Annotated in this window: 15 protein-coding genes and 1 pseudogene; 6 read left to right on the forward strand and 10 right to left on the reverse strand. The window is 49.6% G+C overall.

Annotated features, from left to right (window positions below; translation table 11 throughout):
- The first annotated feature begins 74 nt into the window (after window positions 1-74).
- Complete coding sequence (locus MP213Fo_RS10950; RefSeq protein WP_421089044.1) at window positions 75-980, forward strand: EamA family transporter; 906 nt, start codon at window positions 75-77, stop codon at window positions 978-980.
- A gap of 66 nt (window positions 981-1,046) precedes the next feature.
- Here the strand turns inward: MP213Fo_RS10950 and argB are convergent, their stop codons facing one another.
- The 5 genes from argB to rpmH all read right to left on the reverse strand — a co-directional run bounded on the left by argB (window position 1,047) and on the right by rpmH (window position 5,507).
- The gene (gene argB / locus MP213Fo_RS10955; RefSeq protein ID WP_421089045.1) at window positions 1,047-1,934 is read right to left on the reverse strand and encodes an acetylglutamate kinase; all 888 of its coding nucleotides are present in this window, start codon (window positions 1,932-1,934) and stop codon (window positions 1,047-1,049) included.
- A gap of 71 nt (window positions 1,935-2,005) precedes the next feature.
- Complete coding sequence (gene yihA, locus MP213Fo_RS10960; RefSeq protein WP_421089046.1) at window positions 2,006-2,698, reverse strand: ribosome biogenesis GTP-binding protein YihA/YsxC; 693 nt, start codon at window positions 2,696-2,698, stop codon at window positions 2,006-2,008.
- Between the two features lie 211 nt (window positions 2,699-2,909).
- Window positions 2,910-4,781 (reverse strand): membrane protein insertase YidC, encoded by a 1,872-nt coding sequence (yidC, locus tag MP213Fo_RS10965; protein WP_421089047.1) that lies wholly within the window; start codon window positions 4,779-4,781, stop codon window positions 2,910-2,912.
- Between the two features lie 204 nt (window positions 4,782-4,985).
- A complete protein-coding gene (rnpA, locus tag MP213Fo_RS10970) occupies window positions 4,986-5,324 on the reverse strand; it encodes a ribonuclease P protein component (RefSeq protein WP_421091114.1) in 339 nt (112 codons plus the stop codon).
- Window positions 5,325-5,372: 48 nt separating this feature from the next.
- Complete coding sequence (rpmH, locus tag MP213Fo_RS10975) at window positions 5,373-5,507, reverse strand: 50S ribosomal protein L34 (RefSeq protein ID WP_113945134.1); 135 nt, start codon at window positions 5,505-5,507, stop codon at window positions 5,373-5,375.
- Between the two features lie 341 nt (window positions 5,508-5,848).
- Between rpmH and MP213Fo_RS10980 the strand changes: the two genes are divergently transcribed.
- Complete coding sequence (locus MP213Fo_RS10980; protein ID WP_421089048.1) at window positions 5,849-6,196, forward strand: RidA family protein; 348 nt, start codon at window positions 5,849-5,851, stop codon at window positions 6,194-6,196.
- Between the two features lie 48 nt (window positions 6,197-6,244).
- Here the strand turns inward: MP213Fo_RS10980 and MP213Fo_RS10985 are convergent, their stop codons facing one another.
- Window positions 6,245-7,270 carry a DUF4105 domain-containing protein gene (locus MP213Fo_RS10985; protein WP_421089049.1) on the reverse strand — a complete coding sequence of 342 codons (1,026 nt, stop codon included), beginning with the start codon at window positions 7,268-7,270 and terminating at the stop codon, window positions 6,245-6,247.
- A 395-nt stretch (window positions 7,271-7,665) separates the two neighbouring features.
- Here MP213Fo_RS10985 and MP213Fo_RS10990 point away from each other — a divergent pair.
- Window positions 7,666-8,499 (forward strand): annotated as a pseudogene (locus MP213Fo_RS10990) (alpha/beta hydrolase); the annotation flags it as partial.
- Between the two features lie 177 nt (window positions 8,500-8,676).
- Here MP213Fo_RS10990 and MP213Fo_RS10995 read toward each other — a convergent pair.
- The 3 genes from MP213Fo_RS10995 to MP213Fo_RS11005 all read right to left on the reverse strand — a co-directional run bounded on the left by MP213Fo_RS10995 (window position 8,677) and on the right by MP213Fo_RS11005 (window position 11,921).
- Window positions 8,677-9,651 (reverse strand): WD40 repeat domain-containing protein, encoded by a 975-nt coding sequence (locus MP213Fo_RS10995; RefSeq protein WP_421089050.1) that lies wholly within the window; start codon window positions 9,649-9,651, stop codon window positions 8,677-8,679.
- Window positions 9,652-9,653: 2 nt separating this feature from the next.
- Window positions 9,654-10,799 (reverse strand): CobW family GTP-binding protein, encoded by a 1,146-nt coding sequence (locus MP213Fo_RS11000; RefSeq protein ID WP_421089051.1) that lies wholly within the window; start codon window positions 10,797-10,799, stop codon window positions 9,654-9,656.
- A 357-nt stretch (window positions 10,800-11,156) separates the two neighbouring features.
- On the reverse strand, window positions 11,157-11,921 hold the full coding sequence (locus MP213Fo_RS11005; protein ID WP_421091115.1) for a creatininase family protein: 765 nt from the start codon (window positions 11,919-11,921) through the stop codon (window positions 11,157-11,159).
- A gap of 254 nt (window positions 11,922-12,175) precedes the next feature.
- Between MP213Fo_RS11005 and MP213Fo_RS11010 the strand changes: the two genes are divergently transcribed.
- Window positions 12,176-12,700 carry a MarR family winged helix-turn-helix transcriptional regulator gene (locus tag MP213Fo_RS11010; protein WP_421089052.1) on the forward strand — a complete coding sequence of 175 codons (525 nt, stop codon included), beginning with the start codon at window positions 12,176-12,178 and terminating at the stop codon, window positions 12,698-12,700.
- A 212-nt stretch (window positions 12,701-12,912) separates the two neighbouring features.
- A complete protein-coding gene (locus MP213Fo_RS11015) occupies window positions 12,913-13,926 on the forward strand; it encodes a LacI family DNA-binding transcriptional regulator (protein WP_421089053.1) in 1,014 nt (337 codons plus the stop codon).
- Window positions 13,927-13,991: 65 nt separating this feature from the next.
- Here the strand turns inward: MP213Fo_RS11015 and MP213Fo_RS11020 are convergent, their stop codons facing one another.
- Window positions 13,992-14,759 carry a gamma-glutamyl-gamma-aminobutyrate hydrolase family protein gene (locus tag MP213Fo_RS11020; protein WP_421089054.1) on the reverse strand — a complete coding sequence of 256 codons (768 nt, stop codon included), beginning with the start codon at window positions 14,757-14,759 and terminating at the stop codon, window positions 13,992-13,994.
- Between the two features lie 230 nt (window positions 14,760-14,989).
- On the opposite strand from MP213Fo_RS11020, the gene MP213Fo_RS11025 reads away from it, so the two are divergent.
- Window positions 14,990-15,760 carry an SDR family NAD(P)-dependent oxidoreductase gene (locus MP213Fo_RS11025; protein WP_421089055.1) on the forward strand — a complete coding sequence of 257 codons (771 nt, stop codon included), beginning with the start codon at window positions 14,990-14,992 and terminating at the stop codon, window positions 15,758-15,760.
- Window positions 15,761-15,959: the final 199 nt, after the last annotated feature.

Raw genomic sequence — 15,959 nt, forward strand, 5'->3', positions numbered from 1 at the left:
GTATTTAAATGCAGAGTGGTTAACAAGCTAAACGCAGAAGATATATCACAAAACAGAAAAGCATCGCATTTATCATGGAACTCTGGATACCGATTACCATTGCCGCTGCCTTTATGCAGAATGTACGAACCACTTTGCAAAAAAAGCTGCAGGGCAAGATCGGTACGCGCGGTGCCAGTTTTGTTCGGTTTGGTTACGGCTTTCCGGTGGCTATTCTCTATGTGGTGGTGCTGCATTATGTGGTGGGATTTGCGTTTCCGCAGCTCAATTTTACATTCGCTTTCTGGAGTGTTGTCGGTGGGCTGGCGCAAATTTTCGCAACAATTATGCTGGTCTATCTCTTCACGCAGCGCAATTTCGCCGTTGGCACCGCTTATTCGAAAACCGAACCGGTACAGGCCTCGATTTTTGCATTGATGTTGCTTGGCGAGCGGCTAACGACTGGTTCAATCCTCGCCATTATTGTCGGTGTAATCGGCGTGATGCTGATATCGGTTGCCCGTATGCTGCTATCATGGGGCAATTTGTTTAAAGCGCTTGTTAGCCGTACCGCATTAATCGGTATTGCATCTGGCGGGGTATTCGGGATTTCAGCGGTGGCTTATCGTTCAGCGTCTTTGTCGCTGGAAGGGCCGAGCCCGATCATGCAAGCCGCCGTAACATTAGCTTGTGTCACCACATTCCAGACTATTTTCATGCTGGTATGGATGCTGATTAAAGATAAGAGCGAGATTGTGCTGGTGCTGAAATCCTGGCGCTCATCATCGTTGGTGGGGCTGTCCAGCGTGCTGGGCTCGGCAGGTTGGTTCACGGCCATGGCATTGCAGCAGGTGGCCTATGTGCGTGCTCTGGGGCAGATAGAGTTGGTCTTCACCTTCATATCATCTGTGTTTATTTTTAAAGAGCGCATCAACCGTATGGAAGTTTCCGGTTGCCTGTTGATTGTCACCGGTATTCTGTTTCTACTCCTGTGGCAGTAGGTACAAAAAAGCCCGCAATGGTGATTGCGGGCTTTTTGTTTGGCGCGATTAGCGTACTTGTTCTGTTTATGGCACGATTAACGTGCCGGCACCAAGCTCGGTAAACAATTCCAGCAGTACCGAATGCGGGGTTTTACCGTTGAGGATAACCACGCCTTCTACGCCACGGCGGATCGCCTCAATACAGGTTTCCACTTTAGGAATCATACCGCCTGAAATAGTACCGTCAGCTATCAGCGCCAATGCATCAGCAACCGATAATTCCTTGATCAGTTTTTTGTCTTTATCCAATACGCCCGGCACATCGGTTAAGAATAACAGACGTGTTGCTGCGAGCGCACCGGCAATAGCGCCGGCAAAAGTATCGGCATTGATATTATAAGTATGGCCATCACGACCCGGAGCAACTGGTGCAATCACCGGAATCACTTCAGAGCGGGCCAGCAGGTCCAGCAATGTGCGGTCAACTTCAACCGGCTCACCGACAAAGCCAAGCTCAAGCACACGCTCAATATTGGAATCAGGATCGCGATAGGTTTTATGCGCTTTTTCAGCGAAAACCATATTGCCGTCTTTACCGCACAGGCCGATTGCCCATTCACCTTCAGCATTGATGAGGGCGACAATTTCCTTGTTGATTGAACCGGCCAAAACCATTTCAACCACTTCAACCGTTTTCTGATCAGTCACCCGTAACCCGCCTTCAAAACGGGATTCAATGCCGAGCTTGTTCAGCATTGCTGCAATTTGCGGACCTCCGCCATGAACAACAATCGGATTGATGCCGGATTGTTTGAGCAGGGCGATATCACGGGCAAACGCTTTGCCCAGTGCTGCATCACCCATGGCGTGACCGCCATATTTGACGACCACAGTCTTATTTTCATAGCGCTGCATGAATGGCAGTGCGGCGGAAAGAAGCTGTGCTTGAATTTCAGGGCTTGTCGCGGTCATGGAGCACTCCACGGCATGAAGGGTTATGTGATGTGATTGTCAGATATAGGGAGATTGCACAGCGGCAATCTCTATTCTTTGGTACGCAGTGCAATTGCCGCGCGCACATCATCAAAGCCGATCGCTTTTTCTGATGATGTAGCCAAAATTTTAGGGAAAGCAGCCGGACGTCGCGCAATCGCCTTCTGTGTTTCTTCCATCAGGCGCGGTATACCTGCTTCTTTGATCTTGTCGATTTTGGTCAGAATGATTTGATAGGAAACGGCAGCTTTATCGAGAAGATCAAGCACATCCGCATCATTCTTTTTGATGCCATGGCGGGCATCAATCAGCACATAAACGCGCTTCAAGGTGGTGCGGCCACGCAAATAATCAAAAACCAGTCTAGTCCATGCATCAACCATGGATTTAGGCGCTTCGGCAAAACCATAGCCCGGCATATCCACAAGTGCCAAAGGCGGCAGGTCACCATTTTCACCGGAATAGCCATCCGGCACAAAATAGTTGAGTTCCTGCGTACGGCCCGGGGTGTTGGATGTGCGCGCCAAGCCATTCTGGCCGACAATCGCATTGATCAGTGAGGATTTACCAACATTGGAGCGACCGGCAAAAGCAATTTCGGCCGGACCTTCCGGCGGCAAAAACTTCATGGATGGTACGCCGCGGATAAAAATCCACCGCTTATTGAAGAGAGCCTTACCCTCTGCAACAAGTGCTGCATGTTTTTCTGCTTCTTTTGCGACGGCCAATTCTGCTTCGGTCACTCAATTTATCCTGTATCTCGTATCTGTGCCATTAGAGGCATGGCGCATTATTACTTATCGCGCAACGTATGGCATTGTGCTTTCAGCAGCTTTTGTCAACCGTCTGTACCGTTTTTATTGCTGCTTTATGCTTATACGTGGTGATCACGACAAATATATGGGCTGATGACAGTTATAAAAAAGCCCCCGATTAAGGGGGCTTCTTCAAAGATTATTTCTTTGCAGTCTTGTCTGTTTTAGCAGGCGTGACCGGTTTGGCAGGTGCTGCGGGTTCTTTCTTTTTGAAAAGCCCCTTCAGATTGTCAAACAGTTCAATCTTGGCACCCTGACTTTTCATGATCATGCCCTGCTGGAGAATGGACAATGTATTGTTCCATGCCCAGTAGATAACGAGACCGGCCGGGAAGGCTGCCAGCATGAATGTGAAAATGATCGGCATCCATGTAAAGATTGCGGCCTGTGTCGGATCCGGAGGCGTCGGGTTCATGCGCATCTGCAAGAACATGGTGATACCCATAATCAGCGGCCATACACCAACCATCAGGAAGGCAGGAACTGACCAAGGCATCAGGCCAAACAGGTTGAACAGTGATGTTGGATCTGGTGCCGCAAGGTCATGAATCCAGCCAAAGAATGGCGCATGGCGCATTTCGATGGTGACATAGAGAACCTTATAGAGCGCGAAGAAGACAGGAATCTGCACCAGCACCGGCCAGCAACCAGCCAGCGGGTTGATCTTCTCACGCTTATAGAGCTGCATCATTTCCTGCTGCTGCTTAACTTTGTCATCCGCAAATTTCTCACGGATTTCCAGCATAGCAGGCTGCATCATTTTCATACGCGCCATGGAGCGGTAGGATTTGCTTGCCAGCGGGAAGAACAAGGCTTTCAGCAGAACCGTGACCACCAGAATGGCAACACCGAAATTGCCGGAGAATTTATAAATCCAGTCGATGAGATAGAACATCGGCTTGGTGATGAAGTAGAACCAACCCCAGTCAATCAGCAGTTCGAATTGCTTGATGCCGAGACTTTCTTCATAGGCATTGATTTTAGCGACTTCTTTAGCACCGGCGAAAACGTGATTTTTGATCACGGCATTCTGACCGGCAGCAATGGTTACCGGCGCGCTGAGGAAGTCTGCCTGATAGCGTGCGCGGCCATCAGTGAAATACGAGAAACGGGCCTCAAAAGCTTCGTTCTGCGATGGAATCAGTGTGGCAGCCCAATATTTATCGGTAATGCCCAACCAGCCGCCTGTGGCTTTGGCCAGCGGCAAGCTCTTTTTGTCTTCAATCTTGGAATAGGTTACTTCCTGAAGACCCTGATCACCGATAACGCCGATCAAACCTTCATGCAGCACATAGGTGCCGCTGGCATGTTCCGGCTTTTCAAAGCGCGTGACACGACCATAAGAACTTAAAGAAACAGCAGCAGTTGTCGGGTTGGTGATCGTGTCTTCGATTGCGAACATATAGTTCTCATCAATCGAAATCTGACGCTTAAACTGAATGCCTTTTTCGTTGGCATAGGTCAGCACAACCGGTGTTGAAGGTGTCAGCTTGTCATTGCCTTCAATATTCCACTCGGTTGTCGGGCCAGGTACCGTGCCGATTGCCTCATTGCCGGCAAAGCCGACTTCAGCAAAATAGCCCTGCTTCATTGCTGAAGGGGCAAGGAGTTCAATTTCAGCCGATTTAGGATCAATCGTTTCACGATAATCCTTGAGCAGCAGATCATCAAGACGTGCGCCGGTGGTATTGATTGAACCGCTGACGCGTGGCGTATCAATCGTAATGCGCTTGCCCTGTGTCAGCGCGACCTGGCGGGTCAGCGGCTGAGTAACCGGTGCTTCAGTGGTTTGTCCCGGAATACCTGCCTGTGGCGACTGAGCGCCGCCTTGCGGAATATTCGCATTGGCATCGCCGGAGGCGGCAGGGCTTTGCGCTGCCTGATTAAGAGCCTCAATACGGGCCTGTTCTCTCTGAGCCTCAGTCTTCGGGCCCATATAGAACACCTGCCAGAGCGTGAGAATCAGAATTGACAGGCCAATGGTGAGAAAGAAGTTACGATTTTTTTCCATTGACGGGTCCTGGTTCCTGTCAGTTCATTACGGGTGGCGCAGAGGTCTATCACTGCGCTACCTTGCTGTAATATGCTGGCTGACAGAGCCCTGTGCAAAAATATGCCCCGTACCTGTCAGAGTTAAGTGCCTGCCTTATAATCCTTCCGTTCCGGAAAAGCGAACGTTGAGAAGGTATAATTCAAGCCTATTTTAAAAGAGCGGTTATTTTAACCGTCTTGAGAGCTCTTTGGTCAGTGCGGTAAAAGGGGCGTTCAATGCCTCTTTGCGGCCAACAATGACATAATCTGTTTGTGGTGCCATATGCGCTTCATTGAGTGAAGCTGCTGCTTTCAGGCGACGTCTGATCCGGTTGCGGATCACTGCATTGCCGTTTTTCTTGGTAACCGTAAAGCCAACACGCGGACTATCGCCGGTTTTTGCCTGTTTGCTGGTGGCTTCGTCGCGGGTTTTGACTTCCATCAGGAAATATTTGCCACGGCGTTTTTCACCATTACGAACAGCCAAAAACTCCGCTCTCTTACGAAGGCGGAGTGTTTTGATTTGCTGTTTTGCTTTTTGAGTCACCGCGTCACCTTACGCGGAGCATCATTATGCAGAAAGCTTGCCACGACCGCGTGCACGGCGGGCTGCAATAACTTTACGACCGCCTGGCGTTGCCATGCGTGTACGGAAACCGTGACGACGCTTGCGGACGAGTTTAGATGGCTGGTATGTGCGCTTCATTTGTTTAATACCGCGGTGTGCGGCCCTTCTTAAATCTGTTTTTTAACAGGAGCTGGTTCTGGCGCGGCCTTAAAAAGACCATTCGTGACGCCTGAACGTGAGGCGGCTTATAGATGCAGGCCGGTTTTGAGTCAAGAATGCTGCGCTATATTCCGGTTTCATCGTCAGGTTTCTGACGTTGCAATATAAAACACTGCCTTTATGCAGGGTATGAAATGGGCAGAGAGACTTCAAATATAAAAAATATCAGCAATTTTCCATATTATAGCATAACGCAAATAGTCTTGCAGCGGTTTGAGCGTTATAAAGCGCATGTTGATTTTTAATGAGAGGAAAAAACTATGGCTGTTAAGCGTCTGGAACAGGGCCCGCGTATGAGCGGTGCGGTCGTTCATGGTAATACTGTTTATCTGGCTGGTCAGGTTGGTGAGCCGGGCAAGAGCGTCACCGAACAGACAAAGGCTGCTTTGGCTGAGGTTGACCGTCTGCTGGCACTGGCTGGTACTGACAAGTCTAAAATCCTTCAGACCATTATCTGGCTGGATGATATGAAGGATTTTGCTGAAATGAACGCGGTGTGGGATGTGTGGGTTGATCCTGCAAACACACCGGCACGTGCAACCGGCTCGGCACATCTGGCAACGTCTGATTATAAAGTAGAAGTTATTGTAACGGCTGCTCTCGACTAAAATAATTTCCGGTGCTGTATTTAAACAGGCAGCACCGGATTATCTGTTTTATTTCAAAGTTTCAGGGCGAATACGCTGCGAATAACCCGCCCTTGGCCCTTCGGCGAGGCGATTAATACCGGCCTTGCTGCGCATTGCTTCACTGCTTGGAGCATCTGTCAGGATCAGCCCGTTATCAAACATATATTCAGGCAGATAGCCTGATAGTAAAATGCGGTAATCGAATAAGATCAGCGGATCGAGAACTTTTGCCATATCAAAGACAACCGTGGTGCAATTGGCGGTAATCGTATTGTAAAATGCAGGCTCAACACTCAGGTGATTGGCTTTATCTGCATAGAGTAAAAACAGCTCACGTGCTTTTTGCCGGTCGATTTTAACCGGATAACGAAATACTCGTTCACCTCGCACATTGGTACGCAGAAAAACAATATCACTCTCTTCAGCTGCAATCATTGCCAGTTCAAATTGTTTGAAAAAACCACCGATTTCAGAAAATCCCTGATAACGTTTTTTACGAATCTCTGCCGAGAAGACTACATGGCGGCCATCTTCAAAACCAAAGCTTACCAATGTATGGGCAATAGCTTGCCCTGCCCAGTAAGATAAAATCAGGTCAACGCCTTGGATTTGCGTCAGATCATAATCAGCGGCTTTCCAATTGACGATAAAATCTTCTTCGGTGTGCCAGTCAAAATCACGGATATGATTGAGGCGCACACTATCAGGATTGGTGCCAAGATCTGCGGTAACCGTTTGTGCTACTTCCGGCGCCCAGTCGCGGGTGAGTGAAGGGGCAATGCTGTGCCACCACAGCAACAACAACGCAAATATCATGCCGAACAACAAAACCAGCATTTTGCGGTGCTGATGCAAATCTGACAACCAGATTGAGCATAGGGCAGCTATAGCCAGACCAATCCATATGCCGGCGACGATCAAGTTCAGCGTGCGATAGGCAGACAGCTGGTAATAGAGGGCGAAACTGCCCCATATCGTGATGCCAACGATCAGAATGCTGAATGCGGCCTGCGCGAATATGGTCAATAAGACTGTGACTGGGTGTTGGGCCATGAGATTCCGGGGCTGTTTATTGACGTGATAGATTATTGTTTTGCATTAATTTCTCGCCGGTGGAAGAGGTGAGATGTCTGAGACATCGCTAATGATTCACGTGAATTGTTGCAAAGGGCATGTTTTTGCCCTGTTTTGCGATTACATAACTCATCGAATGGTCAGAGGTGTTATCCTCATTATGTCGGGCACGGGGAAGTGTCACGATATGTTTATTCGTGCCTGTTTTTAATTACAGCGTCCGTGGCGCTGTAATATGACAGCTTGTCAGGCTTTATTAATGTTTTTCCGGCAAAATTTATAACATGGTAAACAAAATCTTATCTTGCTTCGTTTCGGCCTTTGGGGCTGGCGTATTGGTCGCTTTTGTGCCGTTCATTGCCGGTGCACAAGACATGCCGGTGGCTGTCGAAACCTCAGTTAATGCGCAACCAGATAATGCGGGCGGTAAAGCTGCCTTTATCAAAAAGCAGGCACCGATGGCGCCGGCTCTTGGCAAAGGGGTGACTATGCTTAATCCGAAAGCTGTGGCTGCTAAAAAAACGCGCGACATGGATAAAGATATGGACAAGGTTGTTAAAGACGCGATTATCCGTAGCAAGCAATTTATCTATCACTTCAGTAAACCGGAAAATAGCAGCGGTGAAACGATCGTTCTGATGCACGGCTCCGGCGGTGATGAGGCAAGTCTGGTGCCGTTTGCCCAAAAAGTATGGCCGCGAGCGACTTTACTCGGCATTCGCGGGCGTGTGTTACAGGAAGGTCGTACGCGCTGGTATGCGCGCATAACGCCGGTAAAATTCGACCAGAATGATGTGCGGGCCGAAGCTGATGCTTTTGTACGGTTTCTAACCAAATTATCTGAAGATGATCAGATTGATCTGAGCCGAACGACCTTTGTCGGCTATTCCAATGGTGCTAACCTGCTGGCTGCCACAATGGTTTTGCATCCTGATTTGGTTAAAAAGGCCGTGCTGATGCGCTCGATGCCGGTGTTGGATCAGACGCCCGTGGCTAATCTTACAAAAACCAAAGTGCTGGTAGTGACCGGCAGTGATGACAAGATGTATGCGCCGTTTGCACCGGCGCTCTCAGGTCTTTTACGCACCAGCGGCGCTAAAGTTGACGCGCGCGTGGTGAAGGCCGGTCATATGATCGGTGTGCACGATGTTTCACTGGTGACAGCTTGGTTGTCGGGGCAGGGGCCTGATGGTTCACCCGCATTGTCACAGGCTGTGAACGGCAAGGGTGCAGGCCGTGCTGAACAAGCCCAGCCGCTGCCGGATGCGCAGGAGCCGCAGACGTTAGGAGAGCAGATTATTGAGCAATCTCAATAAATAATTGTGAAGCATAAAAGGCGGCATCAAAGCCGCCTTTTATATTGTGTGATGAAAGCTGGCTCATAATTACCATTTAATATTGATCAGGCCGCAATCGCCGGTTTCAGCACCATAAGCAAGGCGTTCACCGGATTTGTCCCAGCCCATTGAGCTGATCGCACCTTTGCCGGGGCGGCGCAGCAGAACTTCTTTCTGGTCAGCAAAACGGCATAGCAGCACCATGCCATCCTGATACCCAACCGCCACAATATCTTCAACCGGATGACAGGCGACAGAGGTAACCATGGTGTCGCCACGCAGGCCAAGCTCCAGCGGTGCCTTGCCCATCGGGCCGTCTTTGCCGGCAAATGGCCAGATGATGGCTGCGGGTGCCCCCGATGTTGCCAGCCATTTGCCCTTAGGGCTCCATGACCAGTCTTTAACCTTGGCCGGATAGCCGGTCATGCGCATATTGCGGTTATCTTCCAGCCGCCAGCCATGCAAAGCATTTTCCTGCATCGTGGTAATCAGAAAGCGACCATCCGGTGAAAAGATTGCGCCGGTATGGGCACCTTTCCACTCCAGATCAACCGGTTTGCCTGCCGTGCCTGCCCAGTGCAGGGTTGCGCCATTATAGCGGGCAACTGCAAGGCGCATGCCTTTAGGGGCAAAAGCCAGACCCTCAGCGCTGCGTTCATGGGCAAATTCTGAGGTCTTGCCGTTATGTTCACGCACCCATGCGGTGCGGCCCGATGCATATCCGACCACATTATTGGGGCCGCTGGCCACTGCCGTGATCCATTTGCGCGGCAAGAGCGCCAGTTCCTGCACATTGCCGCTGCTGTCTGTGCGGCATACGCGTCCGTCTTCACCACCCGAAATCAGGGCTTTATTGTCGGCGGTCATCGCCATGCACAACAGGCCATCATGTATCGTGACGGTTTTATGTGCATCGTCCAGCCAGTGTAATGTGCCGTCGGCCAGCGCATAATAAGCTTTTTCATCAAGGAAGCCGGCTTTCAGGCAGTGACTTCCAAGGTCAATAGGGGCAATCGTCGGCATCGTTACTTACACTTTTCAAAGCCGGAGCGCAGCGCTTGCTCATTAAGGTTGCGACCAATGAATACCAAGCGGCTTTCGCGCTTTTCTTCTGGCTTCCAAGGACGCTGATGATCGCCCTCAATAATCATATGCACACCTTGTACAACATAACGGTCATCATCATCGGCAAAGGCGATAATGCCTTTAAGGCGCAGAATATCGGGCCCTTGAACCTGCGTTACATTCTGAATCCACGGGAAGAATTTGGCTGAATCCAGTTCACCCGTGCGCAGCGACACTGACATCACCGTAACATCATGAATTGCTGCTGCATGGCTGTGATGATCATGGTCACAATCAGGGCCGCAAGTATGGTCATGTTCATGATGGTGATGATCGTGCCCGTGTTCATGTCCGTGGTGATGGTGTTCATGATCATGATCGCAATCAGGACCGCAAACATGATCCGGATGGTCGTGATCCAGAAACTGCGGATCATTATCAAGCGCGCGTTTCAGATCGAATGCACCGCGATCCAGCACTTTGGCAAGATCAATCTCTGCGCGCTGGGTACGGTGGATAATGGCATGCGGGTTGATAGCGCGGATTGTCGCTTCAACATTGGCCAATTCCTGCGCATTAACCAGATCAGTCTTGTTCAGAAGCACTACATCGGCAAAAGCGATCTGGTCTTCGGCTTCCTGACTGTCTTTGAGGCGCAGTGGCAGATGTTTGGCATCAACCAGCGCAATCACTGCATCAAGCTGGGTTTTAGAGCGCACATCATCATCCATGAAGAATGTCTGTGCAACCGGCACGGGATCAGCAAGGCCTGTGGTTTCGACGATAATCGCATCGAAACGTCCGGGACGGCGCATCAGGCCTTCAACCACGCGGATCAAATCGCCACGCACGGTGCAGCAGATGCAGCCATTGTTCATTTCATAAATTTCTTCATCTGATTCAACAATCAGATCATTATCAATACCGATTTCACCAAATTCATTGACGATAACGGCATAGCGTTTGCCATGATTTTCACTCAGAATACGGTTGAGAAGCGTAGTTTTGCCAGCACCGAGATAACCTGTCAGCACGGTGACCGGAATTTTCGGGAGTTCGGTTGCGGCAGTCGTAACCTGATCAGTTGTTGCAGGGCTATCGCTCATGAGAGTGCCTCTTCATTATCAAAAAACGTATCGCTACTGGGCAAGAATATGCTGTTCGACCCATGTGCTCACTAGAGCGTTTTTACTTTTCTTTGAAGCAGAAAAACCGCTCTATCTATTTGTTTAAACGCAGTGTCGAACGGAAAACCGGTTCCCACTTTTCCTAAAACTGCTCTAGAACGGCATATAGGAAATGCAAAGTTGTATTTCTATAGGGCAGGCGGGCGCTTTACACAATCAACTTACACCAACTTGACTCAAGCGGGCGTAAGTTGGCGTAGGTTTATTGTGTAAAGACAGCAAAATAAATGCGTACAAACCAATAGACAGAGCCAGTCATTGCAAGCAAGCCTGACTTTAATATGTTTGATGGTCTCCAAAAACCGACATATCAAAGCGGTGAATATCTTCCATCAGCCCGCTCAGACCTTCGACCGCATGGGCGATGATTTTTTCACCATCCGCAGCATTGGCGCGCGAGGCATCGCCTGCTGCACCGTCTTTGTTGAGATCGCTCATTAGCCAGCCGAATGCATGCGGGCCGTAAGCACGCAAATATTGATTATTACTGATGAATTGCTGCTGCATATTGGGAAAGTCTTGCGCCTTTTCCATATCGACCTGTTCAGGTGCTAAAGCCAGCATCACGGATGTTTCGATATAGCCTGCATGAATATCCAGATGTTTTTGCTCTGCGCTGATCAGCTCTTCAGGAACACCAAAGCGTGTCCAGTGCGTGGCAACCACCAGCATGCCAAGACGTGCACGCAACTCTGTGGCAACAATGGTTGCAAGCGGCGAATTACCGCCATGGGCGTTGAGCAGCACCAGCTTGCGGATATTGGCCGCACACAGATTTTCGCCAATGCCGATCCAGCGGTTGACGGCTTCTGAAAACGCCAATGTGCGTGTGCCTTCCACATCCATATGTTCAATGGAATAACCCACCGGCTCGGTGGACAGAAAGCGGGCATTGATATGAGGGGGCAGGTTTTCAGCAAGCCGCGCTGCAATGCCTTCAGCAATAATCGTATCGGTTTCAAACGGCAGATGCGGCCCGTGCTGCTCGTGGGCGCCCAAAGGCAGCACTGCGATGAGATTGTCAGGGATAGTTTCCGGCATAGGATCAGTAGCAAATGCCGCCTCGCTCTGTACGGACTTGTCAGAATAAGCGGGGTTTGCGTGCTGGTTGAGCTCCGGCAAAATATTTCTCCTCTGAAATTGACGGCAGGTGGGAATTCATCATAGCGAACCCTGATGTCCGCGGCTATTCCTATTGCGACTTTCTGATGCGCTGATCCGGAGTGCTGTTCTTGTCAGTCGGCAATGCATGGTTTAGGTTATGCGTAATGATGGGCGGATAGGTTAAATCAAATATGAGCAAAACCGGAAAAACCGCAATTCTGCAGCCGTTACAACAGAGTGCACGCATGATGCGGACAATTCTGGCAACGCGGCTTCTGGAGCACGGGCTCTATGCCGGTCAGGATGCGGTGCTGCTGAAACTGGCAGAAGAAGACGGTTTGCCGCCGGGTATTCTGGCGCAGCGGCTGGGTGTGCGCCCGCCAACAGTGACAAAAACCATTAGCCGTCTGCAAGCGCAGGGCTTTGTAAGCAAGCGGCCCTCAGCAAATGACCAGCGTCAGACCCATGTATTTTTAACCGATCGTGGCCATGATGTCATTCGTATTATCGAAAAACTGGTGCGTAAGACCGAGAAAGACTGCCTGCGCGGTTTTGAGAAAAAAGAACGTAAATTACTTTTGAAACTGCTGGCGCGTATGGAGCATAATCTCAATGCTGCAGCATCTGGCAGGCCATTACGTAGCCCTTCTACAGACCAGCCGACTTATAAAATCGAGACTGATAGTGATACGCAAGAAGACAATGACAACGAATAATCGTACCTGATTGGATTGTTTCGCGGCTAATCTGTTTGAATAAGCAATTTGCCTGATAAGATATTCAAATCCGGCTCGCTATTTGTTAAAGGATATTCTAGTTCTTGATAACTTAAGCTTGCGCGATATAGTTGCGATGCAACGCATATCACGTCCGCTATATCTACGCAGGTTTCTGCAGCTTTGTTTGTTCAATAAGGGGCGGTCCGCTATTGGCCCAGAAAATCAAACTTTCGACCATTGCTGATGCTCTGGGCGTATCTACGGCCACAGTCTCTCTGGCTCTGCGTGACAGTCCTTTGGTGGCGGATCAAACCCGCGATCGTATTAAGGAGCATGCGCGCGCAATTGGTTATATTTATAATCGTCGTGCTGCTTCGCTTCGCACATCGCGTTCCGGTATTATCGGCGTGGTTGTTCATGATATTATGAACCCGTTTTTCGCGGAAATTCTGCGCTCTATTGAAACCGAGCTCGATCGCTCGCGCCAGACTTTCATTCTCAGCAATCATTATGACCAGCTGGAAAAACAGCGCACTTTTGTTGATACTTTGCTGCAGCTCGGTGCGGATGGGGTGATTATGTCGCCAGCCATCGGCACGCCTGCGGAAGATATTCAAATGGCTGAGAGTAATGGCCTGCCTGTGGTTCTGATTGCGCGTAATGTTGAAGGCGCGGATGTGCCGGTGTTTCGCGGCGATGATACCTATGGCATCAGCCTTGCGACCAATCATCTGATTTCACTCGGCCATACCCGTATTGTGATGATCGGCGGTACGGATCAAACCTCAACAGGGCGCGACCGCTATCAGGGTTATGTGAATGCAATGGAAAAAGCCGGCCTGCAGGTTAAGCCTGAATGGCGTATTCCGGGGCCGCGCACCAAGCAGGGCGGTTTTGAAGTGGCGCCGCAATTTCTGTCATTAAAAGACAAGCCTACCGCGGCTGTGTGCTGGAATGATCTGGTGGCTATTGGCTTGATGAATGGTATTGCCCGTGCCGGACTGGTTCCGGGTGAAGATATTTCTGTGACAGGATATGATGATCTTGAAGAGGCAGCCATTGCCACACCGGCATTGACCACTGTCTGGAATGGTCAGCGCGAGGTTGGCCGACAGGCTGCGCGCGCGCTTCTTGATCAGTTGAACGGCGTTGAAATGCATAGTGATCAGCCGCTGATCAAGCCTGAACTGCATATTCGCCAATCGACGACCCAGTCGCATTGAGTGTGGCTTGACATGAACTTACTACGATAAAAGCCGCAGGTTTTATAAATCTGCGGCTTTTATATTTAGTTAGATTTTATTTTAGACGCACGATCCCGCACTGCCGCACCGAAAGCGCGGAAGATTTTTGCCGATGGCGCATCAGAGCGCACCCAATATTCCGGATGCCATTGAACGGCCAGAGCAAAGCTCTGTGCATCTTTGAGCGTTACCGCTTCAATCGTACCATCCTGAGCAATTGCCTCTGGTACCAGCTGGTCTGACAGCCGGTCAATGGCCTGACGATGCACGGAATTGGTGTCAATTGTGTTACTCTCCAGGATGCCGGCAAGGCAGGAGTTTTCAACGATATCCAGCGGATGGCAAATTGCATAGCGCTCATCACGCTTATCAGATACCGGTGCACGATGATCGTTTCTGCCGGAAATCTCCTGAATATCATTGGCCAGTGATCCGCCCAGCGCTACATTTATTTCCTGCAATCCACGGCAAATACCGAGCACAGGGATGCCGCGTTTTAGGGCCTCACGGATCAGAGGAAGTGTCGTTGCATCGCGGTCCGGATCGAAAGGACCGTGTTGTTCGGTGCGCGGCTGGTCATAAAGTTCGGGCTGCACATTGGAACGCGAACCGGTTATCAACAGGCCATTGACCGCGGCAAAGAGCGCATCATAATCAATTTTATCGCGGATATTGGGTATCAGAATTGGGGTAACCTCAGCCACTTCAACAAGGGCTGTAATATATTCTGAGGGGGTTGCATGCCAGTTATTGCCGTCGATATCGCGGATATCAGAGGTTACAGCAATAAGCGGACGGGAATTTTGCGTCATAAAACCGGCCTTGTTATGGTTGCGCAGCAGCAGCGAGTTGATTAGTTGTAATCTATATTGTGATGACTGTTTGTATTTGGGATGAAAACCCAAACTTCCGGGTCAAATCATGTTGAATTATCTGGTTTTGCAATGTTTGAATGTATCTACTGCAAAGTGGGTTGATTTGAAATGAAATTCACGTCGGTGGATGTGGTGTAAGAATTAGGCGTTTTGTTGATGGGGGGCTCATGTCTGTAGAAAACCGGAACGTATTTTCCGTCGCAAATAAGGTTATCATTGTTACAGGCGGTTCTTCCGGTCTCGGACATCATATGGTGAATATATTGGCAGCGCATGGTGCCAAGGTGGTTTCCATCGCGCGCACGCATCCTATGCTTGCTTGTCCGGATTTTTATGTTGATCCCTCAAATATCCTTCATCTTCATGCAGATGTTTCCAATACTGCTGAAATTAGCGCGGCCTTTGATGAGGCAGAGCAACATTTCGGCCCTGTAAGTGTGGTGTTCAATAATGCGGGCATTGGCTGCAAAGCAAGTGCGCTAAAAACAACAGCGGAAATGCTGGAGCAAGTTTTTGCGGTGAATGTTGTAGGGTCGTTCAATATCGCACAAGAGGCTGCAAGGCGTATGATTACTGCAAAAATTTCTGGCTCGATTATTAACACCACCAGTATTCTTGGCACTATTCCGCAAAAGGGCGCCGTGGCTTATTCGATGTCGAAAGCGGCGCTTACCCAGATGACACGATCTTTGGCGCTGGAATGGGCGAATCACAATATTCGGGTCAATGCTATTGCACCGGGCTGGTTTCCGACCGGCATTAATCAGGATTTGATGGAAGGTCCTGCACAAGGTTACCTTAAAGCCAAAAATCCGATGCGCCGCCTTGGTGAGAATTGTGATCTGGAAGGGGCAATTTTATTGCTCGCCTCACAGGCCGGCGGCTATATGACCGGTACCACGATTACCATTGACGGCGGCCATAGTTTGCAGGGATGAATGTTTGCCGCTAATATCTTTGTCTCTGGTAAGTGAATTTAAGAAACACCCAATAAATTAGTTATTCTTGTATATATTATTTTTCTAAGTAATTTATCGACTTATAGCGTTGATTTAAATGAAAAAACTTCACAGTTGAAGAAATATGAAACATATTTTTAAAGTATTTTTGCAATTCTTCCCCGGCGAGGGGGCGTAG

The organism is Pseudochrobactrum mosebachae, assembly GCF_048914685.1.
GTDB lineage: Bacteria > Pseudomonadota > Alphaproteobacteria > Rhizobiales > Rhizobiaceae > Pseudochrobactrum.